This is a genomic window from Burkholderia latens, assembly GCF_902499045.1.
GTDB lineage: Bacteria > Pseudomonadota > Gammaproteobacteria > Burkholderiales > Burkholderiaceae > Burkholderia > Burkholderia latens.
The window spans coordinates 192,980-205,783 of record NZ_CABVPL010000005.1; the positions used below are offsets into that span (position 1 = coordinate 192,980).

Consider the following 12,804-nt stretch of genomic DNA (forward strand, 5'->3'; position numbering starts at 1 on the left):
CCCTTGACCAGTACAATTTGGAGACACACGATTCGCCTCGGCCGCACGAAGAACAGACTCAAATGACGAAAGGAACAAAAGGATACCGGCGGATCGTGCCGTCGCTGACTGCACTGGTCGAATTCGAAGCGGTCGCCCGCCTCGGCAGCTTCACCCACGCGGCGGCCGAACTCGGCGTGACCCAGGCGGCGGTCAGCCGGCAAGTGCGCTTCCTCGAGGAAACGCTCGATGTACGCCTCTTCCATCGTCTACACCGCTCGATCTCGCTGACGAACGAAGGCGAAATGCTCTATCTCGCCGTCGCCGAATCGATGCAGCGAATCGCCGGCGCATTCGACCGTCTGTCGACGGGCGCCGACCAGCAGGAGCTCGTGCTCGCGTCGACCGCATCGTTCGCGCAGTTCCGCCTGCTTCCGAGGCTGCCCAAGCTCAAGCACCTGAACCCGTCACTGAAGCTGCGGCTGACGACCCAGATGTTTACCGCGGATCTCCGCCAAGTGGAAGTCGACGTCGCGGTGCGCTATGGCGACGGAAAGTGGGCGGACGGAACCTCCATCCTGCTGTTCGACGAGGAAGTGTTTCCGGTGTGCTCGGCCGCCTTCATCGAGGAAAACGGCATGCCGGCATCCGTCGAGGCGCTCGGCGCGCTTCCGCTGATCGAATCCGACTCGACGTCTGAAGGCTGGATGGGCTGGGAAGCGTGGTTCCGCTCGGTCGGCCACCGTCCGGCCAAGCTGAACTACGCGCTGCGCTGCAGCCTCTACACGGATGCGGTACAGGCAGCCCGATACGGGCAGGGTGTCGCGCTTGGCTGGAGCCGACTCGTGCACGACCTGCTGGCGACCGGTGAACTGGTCCGGATGCCGGTCGGATCGTGCAAGACGAGCGATGCCTATTTCGTCATCGTGCCTCACGGCCGTTCGTTGACGCCCACGGTCACGCAGTTGATCGACTGGTTACGCGAGGAACTTCCGGTTCAGTGACGCGACGCGCCGGTTCGATCGCTGTCCCGATTCGAACGGTATCGGCATGATGCCGCCTGGTTCTCCTTTTCCCTTTCTCCTGTCGAACGCGACGACGTCGCGGCCATCGTCAAGCGCCGTCCTTCGCATGACCTAAAGTAATGCGATCGTGAAAATATAGCGCGTTGACCGGCCTTGTCGGCGTTTCGATACTGACGTCAAAGGACCCCGCTGGCGCCCGGAGTGGCAAACGCGGCGGTGCCACGAGTCCGGACGGATCCATAACGACGAACTGGAGGAGCAATGTCAGCGGTGAGCACGCTTCATGTGGCGACAACGATGCAAACGAGCGGTATCGCCGGCGTTCCGGACGATCTGATCGAGCGCGTGCGCGCGTACCGCATCGAGCGGGTCCGGAATGAGCTCGTTCGGCGGAATTGCCCGGCCATCGTTCTTTACGACCCGGTCAACATCCGCTATGCGACGGATACGTCCAACATGCAGGTCTGGACCGGGCGCAACCCGACGCGCTACGTGATCGTGTTTGCACACGGGCCGGTCATCGGTTTCGAGTTCCACAACTGCGATCACGTGTGGAACGACAGCACAATCGACGTCGAGCTGCGCAGTGCCACCTGCTGGAACTACTTCAGCTCGGGCCCGGAATCAACGCGCAAGGCCCGGCAATGGGCGCGCGAAGTCGCCGACCTGCTGCGTCAGCACGCGCCGTCGGAGATGCGCATCGCAGTCGACAGGCTCGACCCTGAAGGCGTTTGTGCGCTTCAGGAGGAAGGCGTCCGCGTGGCGGACGGACAAGCGTTGATGGAACACGCGCGCGCCGTGAAATCCGCGGACGAACTGCAATTGATCAAGACCGCCGTCGACGTGTGCGAGCAAGGCATCCGGCGCATGCACAACGTGTTGACGCCGGGAATGAGCGAACAGGATCTCTGGGCCCACCTGCACTACGAGAATATCCGGCTCGGCGGGGAATGGATCGAAACGCGACTGCTCGCGTCGGGGCCGCGCACCAATCCGTGGATGCAGGAATGCAGCGCGCGGACCATGAAGCAGGGCGAGCTGATCGCGTTCGATACCGATCTCGTCGGCCCGTTCGGCTATTGCGCGGACATTTCCCGAACCTGGACGGTCGGCCACGTTCGCCCGACCGATGCCCAACGCCGGCTCTATGCCGCCGCGTACGCCCAGTTGACGACCAACATGGACCTGCTGCGCCCGGGCATGGCGTTCAGCGAGTTCGCCGAGCGTAGCTGGAAAATGCCGCACGCGTATCAAAAGAACCGCTACAGCTGCGTCGCGCACGGGATCGGCATGGTGGACGAGTATCCGTCCGTCGCGCACTGCATGGATTGGGACAGCGCCGGCTACGACGGCACGTTCGAGAGCGGGATGACGTTGTGCATCGAAAGCTATATCGGCGCGGAAGGCGGCGACGAAGGCGTCAAGCTCGAGCAGCAGGTGCTGCTCACGGAAACCGGGTGTGTGCCATTGTCGACGTTCCCGTTCGAAACGGACTGGCTTTAAGCAACGGCTTCCGAGCCGCGCGACCGCGTCGAATTCGACGAGCGCGATCACGTACGGAGTCAGACGACGACAGCATTCGTACAGGTCGATGGAGCGGCCCGGACTGCGTGTTATCGACCGATCTCGACGCCGGCATCGAGCCAGCCGCGCATCATGATGGCGACCTCGTCGCGCAGCCACTGGCGGAACAGCCGGTACTCCGGGCGCGAGTGCACGTTCCGGTGCGTGATCAGGTAATGATGGCGATCACGAAACACCAGGACATCCTGAACCGGCCGCACTAGCACGCCCGCTTCGATCTGCCGGTGCACGAGATGGTGCCAGCCCAGCAGCGTGCCCTCGCCGGCCTCGGCCTGCGCGACCAGCAGTCGGTAGTCGTTGCTTTCCAGATACTTGTTCGCGGCCAGTGTATCGGTGCCGTCGCTCTGCTGGAACCAATTGCGCCACACGCGCCAGTCGACGTGCTCGCACACCTGCGCACGGCCGAGCATCGACAGGTTCAGCGTCGGGCTCGACAGCAGGTCCAGCGGCTTCAGCGACCGACCATGAAAATGCCGCTCCTGAAACGACGGGCTGCACACCGGATAGACGATGTCGTGGAACAGCGGCTCGGCTTCGAACTCGGGCTCGCGCGGCGGGTTCTTCGTGATGATCACGTCGGGCTCGATAAGTCCGTCGAGCTCCATGAAATGCTCGGTGACGATCACGTGCAGCTGGATATCCGGAAACCGCTCGCGAAACGCGGGCAGCCGCGACGACAGCCACAGCGCGGAAAACGTGTGCGACACGCAGACCATCAGCGCGTGCTTGTCGGTCCGACGCACGGCCTCCGCCGCCTCGGCGATATTCATGATCGACAGATACGACGCGTTGTACAGGATACGCCCGGCATCCGTCAGTGCGATATGCCGGCCGGTGCGCTCGAACAGCGCGACGTCGAGCGAATCCTCGAGCTCCTTGATTTGCCGGCTGATCGCGGCCTGCGTCACGCACAGAACCTCGGCTGCCTGAGTGAAGCTCTCGTAGCGCGCCGCCGTCACGAAGCATCGCAGCGCGCGAAGCGACGGCATCTGCGCGAGGAGTCGGTCGGCAAACAACTGCTTCTTCAACATGGCTTCCACTCTCAAAACGGAGGTCGGACGCTGCGCCGGCGAACCGGTCGACGGCAGTCCCTCCGGCTGCCCGCCGGCAGTCTCGTCGCAAACCTTGCGATTATCTGATCTTGCAGCTTGCGAGTCGGTCGGGCGGCTGGCAAGAGCGGCTCAGCCGCCGCAACGGCGCCCCGCTGACGCCATTTTCGATCGATTGTGCACCGCATCGCTATTATCGAAAGCGATGATGAGCAGTGCAAGGCGGACGTCGGCGCCGCCCCCAACCCCGCGTCGGGCCGCGCACGCCCGAGCGCTGCGTGCGTGTACCCGCCACTTAGTCGAGCTTGAGCCAGGTCGTTTTCAGTTCGCAGTATTGGTCGTGCGCGTAGACTGATTTGTCGCGGCCGCCGAACCCCGACTGCTTGAAGCCGCCGAACGGCGTCGACAGGTCGCCTTCGCCGAAGCAGTTCACCGTGACCGTCCCCGCGCGAATCCGCGCGGCGACCTTGTGCGCGCTGTTCACGTTGTCGGTCCACAGCGACGCGGCGAGCCCGTAGCACGTATCGTTCGCGATCCGCACCGCGTCGTCGACGTCATCGTACTCGATGAAGCACACGACCGGCCCGAACACCTCGTCGCGCGCGATGCTCATCTCGGGCGTCACCTGGTCGAAGATCGTCGGTTCGACGAACCAGCCGCCGGTTTCCGCGAGAATTGCGTTCCCGCCGCACACCACGTGCGCGCCTTCCGCCTTCGCCTTCTCGATATGGCCGAGAACCTTCTCGTAATGCTTCTGCTCGATCAGCGCCCCGAGCTTCACGTCTGGGTCGAGCGGATCGCCGGTCTTCCAGCCGGCGAGCACGCCCTGAACCTTGTCCAGCAGTTCCGCCTTGCGGCTCGACGGCACCAGAATCCGCGAGCCGGCGCTGCAGTTCTCGCCCATGTTCCAGAACGCGGCCGCGACCGCCTGTTCCGCCACCGCGTCGAGGTTCGCGACGTCCGGCAGGATCACCTGCGGATTCTTGCCGCCGCATTCGAGCACGACGCGCTTCAGGTTCGTATCGGCCGAGTAGTGCAGGAAGCGCTTGCCGGTTGCGGTCGAGCCGGTGAACGCGACGAGATCGACGTCAGGATGGCGGCCGATCGCCTCGCCGGCCTCGCCGCCGAACCCGGTGACGACGCTGAACACGCCCGGCGGCACGCCGGCTTCCAGCGCGAGATCGGCGATGCGCAGCGTCGACAGCGACGTCTGCTCGGCCGGCTTCACGACCACGCTATTGCCCACCGACAGCGCGGGGCCGATTTTCCATGCGAGCATCAGTGCCGGGAAATTCCACGGCAGCACGGCGCCGACGACGCCGATCGGCTCGCGCGTGATCATGCTGACGACACCGGCGCCGGACGGCGACAACGCGTCGTAGCGCTTGTCCGTCACTTCCGCATGCCAGCGGATGCACGCGGCCGACTCGGGAATGTCGAGCCCCAGGCATTCGCCGATCGGCTTGCCGGCTTCCAGCGCCTCGAGCAGTGCGAGTTCCTCCGCGTGCTCGTCGATCAGTTGCGCGACGCGCAGCAGCACCGCCTTGCGATGCGCGGGTGCGGCCTTCGACCAGACGCCCGACTCGAACGCTTCGCGCGCGGCCGCGACCGCGCGATCGACGTCGCGTTCGCTACAGCGCGCCACTTCGGCGAGCACCTTGCCCGACGCCGGGTTGAGCGTCGCGAACGTCTCGCCCGACGCCGCCGCACTGCGCTCGCCCGCGATGAACGCGCGGCCGTCGAGCGGCAACGCATTCGCCTTCTGCTTCCAATCCTGATGGGTCGTCATGTCGTTTCCTCAATAGTCAAAGCTCGGCACCGGCCGAGAATTCCTTCGCCCAGATCGTCGCCGACACGGCCAGGTCGACAAGCGGCCGAACCGGCAGCGGACGCGGATGCGGCTGCTTCAGCAACTGCTGCACGAGGCTGTTCGATTCGCCGAGCGCGTACTCGGCGATCAGCTTGCCGGACGACGAGCCGCGGCTCAGCCCGAGGCCGTTGCAGCCGATCGCCTCGTAGAGACCGTCGTCCCGCTTGCCGAACAGCGCGCCGTTGTTCGCGGACAGGCACAGCGGCCCGCCCCACGTATATTCGAGCTCGACGCCGCCGAGCATCGGGAAGCGGCGCTCGAACGAGCGCTGATGCAGATGTCGCGCCTTCGCGAGGTCAGCAGGCGACACCTTCACGTCCGGCCGGAACGCGAAATGGTTGCGCACGCAAATGCGATCGGTGATCAGGCGCCGCACCGTCGTGCCCATCGGATCGGCCGGAATCACCGCCCACGACCGCGTACCGCCGAGCTTCGCGACTTCGTCGGGATTCATCGGGCGCGTGAGCGACGCGAACGTATAGACCGGCAGCAATCCGTTCGAATGCGTGCCGAAGGTCGCCGCGTACGCGTTCGTGCACAGGATCACCTGCTTTGCGACGATCGTGCCGCCGGCGAAGTACAGGGCGCGTGCGTCGCCGCGCGGCTCGATCCGCGTGACCGGGCTGAGCTCGAACACCGTCACGTTGTCCGGCTGCGTTGCCGCGAGGCCGCGCATCAGCGCAGCCGGCTGCACCGTGCTGCAACCCGGCGTGAACAGTGCGCCCGTGTAGAAGTCGGTGCCGGTCACGGCCTGAATGGCCGGCTGGTCGAGCCATTCGAACGGTTCGCCGATGCGCGTCAGACCGTCCGCAAAATGTGCGAGTGCGGCGGCACCTTTCCTGTTGACCGATGCGTGGAATTTGCCGTCGTCGCGCCAGTCGCAATCGATGCCGAAGCGCCGCACGATGTCACGCACATAGTCGATGCCGTGCCGCTGGAACCGCACGTCGGCGCGGTCCTCGTCGATGCTGCGCGAGTAGCTTTCGCTGCTGATGTCGTGCGGCAGGTCGACGAAGAATCCGGAATTGCGCCCGGCCGTCGTGCGGCCGATCCGGTCGGCCTCCACGAGCGCGATCGACGCGCCGGGCGCGAGCTCCGCGAGCCGGCGCGCCGCGCACAGCCCGGTGATGCCGCCGCCGACGACGACCCAGTCGAACCGGCCGTCGGACGTGACGGTTTGGGCTTCCTGCGCCGGCGGCAGGCTCTCCCACCAGCCGTTCATTCCGTCCGGCGCAGGAAACCGCGCGAATTCCAGATTCGAACGCATGATGGCTTACCGGCTGTCGCGCAGCAGCGGCTTCACGAGCTTCGCGAACGCGTCACGCTCGTCGCCGGACAGCGCGCCGAGCGGTGCGCGTGCGACGCCGACCGGAAGGCCGGCCAGCTCGCAGCCGTAACGCACGTACTGAATGAACTTGCCGCTGCGCTCGAGCAGTTCGAGCACCGGCAGCAGTTGCGCCATGAGCTTGCGGCCGGTCGCGAAATCGCCGCGCGTCACGCAGGCGTCGAACAGGTCGGTGTGCGCTTCCGGCAGGAAGTTGGATGCGCCGCCGACCCAGCTGCGCGCGCCCCACGCGAAGAACTCGAGCGCCTGGTCGTCCATCCCGCAGCTCACCACGAGCCGGCCGCTGAAATGCGTCGACAGGTGATGCAGATGCGCGATGTCGCCGGTGCTCTCCTTCATCGCGACGAAATTCTTCCGCTCGAGCAGCGTCTCGAGAATCCCGTCGCCGATTTCGGTGCCGGTGCGGGCCGGGAAGTTGTACAGCATGATCGGCATGTCGAGCGCGTCGTCGATCGTGAGCAGGTGCGCGAGCAGTTCCTGCTGCGTCGGCTGCGCGTAATACGGCGCCGCCACCAGCAGCGCGTCCAGCCCCGCGCGTTTCGCTTCACGGCCGAGACGCAGCACTTCCTTCGTCGTCGTCGCGTTGATGCCCGCGGTCAGGAACGTCTTGCCGCCAGCCGCGGCCGCGACCGTATCGAACGTGCGCACGCGCTCGTCGAGGCTCAATGCATAGTATTCCCCCGTCGTGCCGCCGATGCCGAGGCCGGACACGCGGCCGGCGAGATCGGCCGCATGCCGGCCCAGCAGTGCGTGATCGATTTCGCCGTCCGCGTCGAACGGGGTGACCAGCGGTGTGTGTACGCCCTCGAAGCTCATTTTGATTCCTCATTCAAGTGGGTGCGCCAGGTTCCCGCCGTGTGGCAGGAAACCGGCCATTCGATAAAACATCGGCGCGCGCCGCGCGGGTTCCGCGCAGCCACGCCGTTCGATTCGTCATGCGGTTCGAACCGCGTGTCCGTCCGATCCGGTGCCGGCGATCAGGCAAACGCCTCCGCATGCGCGTAGATGGGAAACTGGTTGCATAGGTCGCGCACGCGGGTCCGGACCGCGCGCTCGACCGCCTCATCACCGTCCGGATTGCGCTCGAGCGCCGCCAGGACCGCGAGGATCATGTCGCCGATCTGCTCGAACTCCGCGGGGCCGAAGCCGCGCGTCGTGCCGGCCGGCGTGCCGAGCCGGATTCCGGACGTGACGGTCGGGTTTTCCGTATCGAACGGAATCCCGTTCTTGTTGCAGGTGATGCCGGCACGCTCCAGCGCCTTCTCGGCCTGCATGCCGGTGATGCGCCGCGCACGCAGGTCGACCAGCAGCAGGTGGTTGTCGGTGCCGCCGGTGACGAGCGTCAGGCCGCCGGCCGTCAGCACCTGCGCGAGCGTCTGCGCGTTGCGCAGCATCTGGTCGATATAGCGGGTGAACTCCGGGCGCAGTGCTTCCGCGAAGGCCACCGCCTTCCCGGCGACGACATGCATCAGCGGGCCGCCCTGCAGCCCGGGAAAGACCGCCGAATTGATCTGCTTCGCGATGTCGGCGTGGTTCGTCAGGATGAAGCCGCCGCGCGGACCGCGCAGCGTCTTGTGCGTGGTCGACGTCACGACGTCGGCGAACGGCACCGGGTTCTGATGCCGGCCTGCCGCGACGATGCCGGCGATGTGCGCCATGTCGACCATCAGCTTCGCATCGACGCTATCCGCGATCTCGCGGAACGCGGCGAAGTCCAGCGCGCGCGGATACGCGGAGTAGCCGGCGATGATCAGTTTCGGGCGATGGCGCTGCGCGAGCCGGCGCACGTCGTCGTAGTCGATGCGCAGCGTGTGCGGGCTCACGCCGTATTGCACCGCGTTGAACCACTTTCCCGACAGCGCGGGGCGCGCGCCGTGCGTCAGGTGGCCGCCCGCATCGAGCGACATCCCCATCACCGTGTCGCCCGGCTTGACGAGCGCGAGCATCACCGCGCCGTTGGCCTGCGCGCCCGAATGCGGCTGCACGTTCGCGTGGCTCGCGTCGAACAGTGCGCACGCGCGATCGATCGCGAGCGCCTCGATCCGGTCGACATGGTCGCAACCGCCGTAGTACCGGCGCGACGGATAACCTTCCGCGTACTTGTTCGTCAACACGGTGCCCTGTGCTTCCAGCACCGCCGCGGATGCGATGTTTTCGGACGCGATCAATTCGATCTGCGTCTGCTGGCGACGCAACTCCAATGCGATTTCCGATGCGATCACCGGATCCCGGCTCTGGAGCGTTTCGGCAAAAAATCGGGCGTTCTCGTTCACTTGTGACTCCGCGACGCGATTCGTTACGTGCTGCGTGGATTGCCTGTACCGCACATTGCAAGGCCGGCGCCGTCGTGACGGCCCCGGCCGCCGGCATCGGCCGGCACACGCGCCCGGCTGGCGCGGACGACGCGGATCGCGTCGTCCGCATGACCGGCGCGTGGCTTTACTGCTGCAGCCAGGCCTTCAGCTTGTCCGGATGGGCGTCGACAAACTTCTTCGCGGCGGTCGCGTAGTCGTTCGTGCTGTTGCCTTCCAATTCGATCGCCTCGACGTCGGCCAGCGTCAGCTTCAGGTGCTTGAAGAACACGTCGGCGCGCGGAAATTTGCCCGCGAACTTCTTCGACGCGAACGCGTGGATCTGCTCTTCACCGCCCAGCGTGCCCTTCGGGTCCTTCAGGTAACGCATCTGCCACTTCTGGAACAGCCAGTGCGGGCTCCAGACCGTCGCGACGATCCACTGCTTCGACTGGTATGCACGCGACACGCTGGCCAGCATCCCGGCCTCGCTCGATGCCTGGAGGTTGTAGCCGTCCAGGTTGTAGGCCTTGATCGTCTTCTCCGACGCCTGCATCAGGCCGCCACCCGGTTCGATGCCCTGGATCGTGCCGTTCAGCTTGCTCTTGACTTCCGGCTTGTTCAGATCGGCGACCGACGACAGCTCCGATTCCGGAACGTAGGCCGGCACGGCCCAGCCGTTCTTTCCGCCGGTGTAGATGACGCCGACGTCATCCAGGTCATTCTTGTACTTCGCGTAGTACGTGCCGTGGGTGACCGGCAGCCAGCCGCCGACCATGATGTCGAGATCGCCGCGCGCGACGCCCTGGTACTGGATGCCGATGTCGGCCTGCACGAACTGCACCGGCTGCTTGAGCTGCGTCTCGAGCACGTACTTCGCGACGTTGGCCACCGCGAGCACGTCCGCCCAGTTGGTGACCGCGATCTTGACCGGCTCGGCAGCCGACACCGCGCCCACACCTGCGCTGCAGGCAACCACCGTCGATACCGCGAGTTTCGCCAGAAGCGACTTGAACGTATGGGTATTCATCTAGTACTCCTTTTTAATCACGCGAGTCTTTCAAGGATGAGGAACGCCTTCGATCGGCGTTTCTGGTCTCCACGCACTGCTACACCGTTTCCGCCACGGCCCCGTGGCCGCGGCGCTTCATCGTCCTTCAGTCACCTCCGACCGCCGTATCCGTCACGTCCGTGCCGCGCCACTTGGGCCGGCCTTGCCGGCACGCGCGATCGGCTTCTTCACCTTCTTCTTCGCCTTCACGCCGAAGCTCTCGGTCAGGCGGTCCAGCACGATCGCGAGCAGCACGACGCCGAGCCCGCCTTCGAAGCCGATCCCGATGTCGAGACGCTGGATCCCGCTCAGCACGTATTCGCCGAGGCCGCCCGCGCCGATCATCGATGCGACCACCACCATCGACAGCGCCATCATGATCGTCTGGTTCACGCCGGCCATGATCGACGGCAACGCGTTCGGCAGCTGGATCTTCCACAGCAGCTGCCAGTCGGTGCTGCCGAACGAGCGGCCGGCTTCGATCAGTTCTTCGCGCACCTGCCGGATGCCGAGCGTCGTCAGCCGCACGACGGGCGGCATCGCGAACACGATCGTCGCGATCACCGCCGGCACGCGTCCGAGCCCGAACAGGATCACGGCCGGGATCAGGTACACGAACGCGGGCATGGTCTGCATGAAGTCGAGCAGCGAGCGCAGGATCATGCCGATCCGGTTGTTGCGCGCGCCCCAGATCCCGAGCGGCACACCGATCACGAGGCTGAAGAACGTCGCCGCGGTGACGAGCGCGAGGGTCGATACCGTCTGCGCCCACAGGCCCATGTAGTGGATGACGAGCAGCGCGCAGCCGACGAAGATCGAGAACACGACGCCGCGACGCCACAGTGCGAGGCCCACCAGGATCACGACCATCGCGATGAACGGCATGGCGGCGAGTCCGTCCTCGAGCAGCTTCACGACCGCGCCGAGCCCGGCCGAGAACGTGTCGAAGCCGCCACGGAAATGCAGAAACAGAAAGTTGACGAAATTCTCCGCGAACTTCCCGATCACCGACGAATTCATGCTGCCCTCCGTTGCATCATCTGCTTGAGTATCGTCCGGCAGGACACGACTCCCGCCAGTTGTCCCTCCGCGTCCGTCACCGGCACGTCGTGCTGCTGCGTCAGCGCGATCGACGCGAGCCGATGCAGGTCCGTATCGATCGACGCCGCGTTGAAGTCGTTCAGGAATGCGTCGCGGATCGGCTTCGTGCCGGACCGGTGCAGCGTGGCGGGCGTGACGCAGCCGAGGTAACGGCCGGATTCGTCGCACACGTAGCCGCATTCCGCACCGCTGTCGATCAGCTGGTTCAGGTAGCGGTCGGACGGCGTGCCCGCATCGCAGCGAAGCAGCCCGCGCTCGACTTGCGTCATCATGCTCGACGCCTTCAGGAAGCGCGACACGTCGACGTTGCGGAAGAAGTCCTGCACGTACGCGTCGGCCGGTGTCTGAATCAGTTCGGCCGGCGTGCCGACCTGGATCAGGCAGCCGTCCTTCATGATGCCGATGCGGCCGCCGATCTTCACGGCTTCCTCGATATCGTGGGAGATAAACACGATCGTGCGCTGCTCTTCCTTCTGCAGGCGCAGCAGCTCGTTCTGCATTTCGAAGCGGATCAGCGGATCGAGCGCGGAGAATGCCTCGTCCATCAGCAGCACCGACGGATTCACCGCCAGTGCGCGCGCGAGCCCCACGCGTTGCTGCATCCCGCCGGACAGTTCGCTCGGCAGCAGCTTCTCGTACGATCCGAGACCGACGCGCTCCAGCGCCGCCCGCGCGACCTCGTAGCGCTGCGCCTTCTTGATGCCCGCCACTTCGAGACCGTACGCGATGTTGTCCAGCACCGTGCGGTTCGGCAGCAGCGCGAACGACTGGAACACCATCGCCATCTTCTGGCGCCGGACGTCGCGCAGTTCCGGCGTCGACATCGGTGCAATGTCGCGGCCTTCAAGCACGACTTGCCCGGACGTCGGCTCGATCAGGCGGTTCAGCAGCCGGACGAGCGTCGATTTCCCGGAGCCCGACAGCCCCATGATCACGAAGATCTCGCCGGCGCGCACGCTCAGGCTCACGTCGTTGACCGCCACCATATTGCCGGTTTCCGCGAAGATCTCGTTGCGGCCGACGCCGCGCTTCATCATCTCGATCGCACGCCCGGGCTTCGGACCGAAGATCTTCGACAGGTGCTTGACGGTCAGGATGTCGGTTCCGGTCGCGATACTCGACCGGACGACCGACGGCGCACCGGCGGTGTGGATTGCTCCGGGGGGAAGTACGTCGCCCGGCGCAAACGTCAAATTTGGAGCCATTCTGTCATCCCGACTAACTGGTAAGGGAAGCCGCGAACTTCGTCTGAATCGTCATCGATCGCCCGTTTGTCTCGTGGGCTCGATGCCGCTCGTGCGTGGTTGACGGCGCTGATGCAGTGATTGCAGCGTATCAATCCAATTTCGTCGCTCCAGATACATTTTCTGTGCGCTTTTCCATACCTTTGGTAATACATCGAATACGGGCGAAAACGCGTGGTTGCGCCGAAATCGTGCGAATCACGTGAAAGGCAATGCCGGCGCGGCTGTGCGGGATTGTGCAGGGACGGCGGCCCAGCGGCGCGTG

10 protein-coding genes are annotated in these 12,804 nt (G+C 65.3%); 2 read left to right on the forward strand and 8 right to left on the reverse strand.

The window, feature by feature from the left end:
* Nucleotides 1-62: 62 nt before the first annotated feature.
* Together BSE24067_RS05940 and BSE24067_RS05945 are read left to right on the forward strand one after the other, a co-directional pair.
* A complete protein-coding gene (locus tag BSE24067_RS05940) occupies nucleotides 63-983 on the forward strand; it encodes a LysR substrate-binding domain-containing protein (RefSeq protein WP_151062865.1) in 921 nt (306 codons plus the stop codon).
* A 282-nt stretch (nucleotides 984-1,265) separates the two neighbouring features.
* Complete coding sequence (locus BSE24067_RS05945; protein ID WP_151062864.1) at nucleotides 1,266-2,507, forward strand: M24 family metallopeptidase; 1,242 nt, start codon at nucleotides 1,266-1,268, stop codon at nucleotides 2,505-2,507.
* Nucleotides 2,508-2,617: 110 nt separating this feature from the next.
* Here the strand turns inward: BSE24067_RS05945 and BSE24067_RS05950 are convergent, their stop codons facing one another.
* From BSE24067_RS05950 to BSE24067_RS05985, 8 genes are all read right to left on the reverse strand, one after another.
* Nucleotides 2,618-3,619 (reverse strand): LysR substrate-binding domain-containing protein, encoded by a 1,002-nt coding sequence (locus tag BSE24067_RS05950; RefSeq protein ID WP_151062863.1) that lies wholly within the window; start codon nucleotides 3,617-3,619, stop codon nucleotides 2,618-2,620.
* Between the two features lie 313 nt (nucleotides 3,620-3,932).
* Nucleotides 3,933-5,426: an aldehyde dehydrogenase gene (locus BSE24067_RS05955; protein WP_151062862.1), complete on the reverse strand. Its 1,494-nt coding sequence runs from the start codon at nucleotides 5,424-5,426 to the stop codon at nucleotides 3,933-3,935.
* 16 nt (nucleotides 5,427-5,442) lie between these two features.
* On the reverse strand, nucleotides 5,443-6,774 hold the full coding sequence (locus tag BSE24067_RS05960; protein ID WP_151062861.1) for an NAD(P)/FAD-dependent oxidoreductase: 1,332 nt from the start codon (nucleotides 6,772-6,774) through the stop codon (nucleotides 5,443-5,445).
* A 6-nt stretch (nucleotides 6,775-6,780) separates the two neighbouring features.
* The gene (locus tag BSE24067_RS05965; protein WP_151062860.1) at nucleotides 6,781-7,668 is read right to left on the reverse strand and encodes a dihydrodipicolinate synthase family protein; all 888 of its coding nucleotides are present in this window, start codon (nucleotides 7,666-7,668) and stop codon (nucleotides 6,781-6,783) included.
* Nucleotides 7,669-7,829: 161 nt separating this feature from the next.
* Nucleotides 7,830-9,125, reverse strand: coding sequence for a serine hydroxymethyltransferase (glyA, locus tag BSE24067_RS05970; RefSeq protein ID WP_151062858.1), 1,296 nt, complete (start codon nucleotides 9,123-9,125; stop codon nucleotides 7,830-7,832).
* 166 nt (nucleotides 9,126-9,291) lie between these two features.
* Nucleotides 9,292-10,173, reverse strand: coding sequence for a glycine betaine ABC transporter substrate-binding protein (locus tag BSE24067_RS05975; RefSeq protein ID WP_151062857.1), 882 nt, complete (start codon nucleotides 10,171-10,173; stop codon nucleotides 9,292-9,294).
* A gap of 153 nt (nucleotides 10,174-10,326) precedes the next feature.
* Nucleotides 10,327-11,214: an ABC transporter permease gene (locus BSE24067_RS05980; protein WP_151062856.1), complete on the reverse strand. Its 888-nt coding sequence runs from the start codon at nucleotides 11,212-11,214 to the stop codon at nucleotides 10,327-10,329.
* Entirely contained in the window at nucleotides 11,211-12,500 is a 1,290-nt protein-coding gene (locus tag BSE24067_RS05985) for a quaternary amine ABC transporter ATP-binding protein (protein WP_151062855.1), read from the reverse strand. The genes BSE24067_RS05980 and BSE24067_RS05985 overlap by 4 nt, the downstream gene beginning before the upstream one ends.
* Nucleotides 12,501-12,804: the final 304 nt, after the last annotated feature.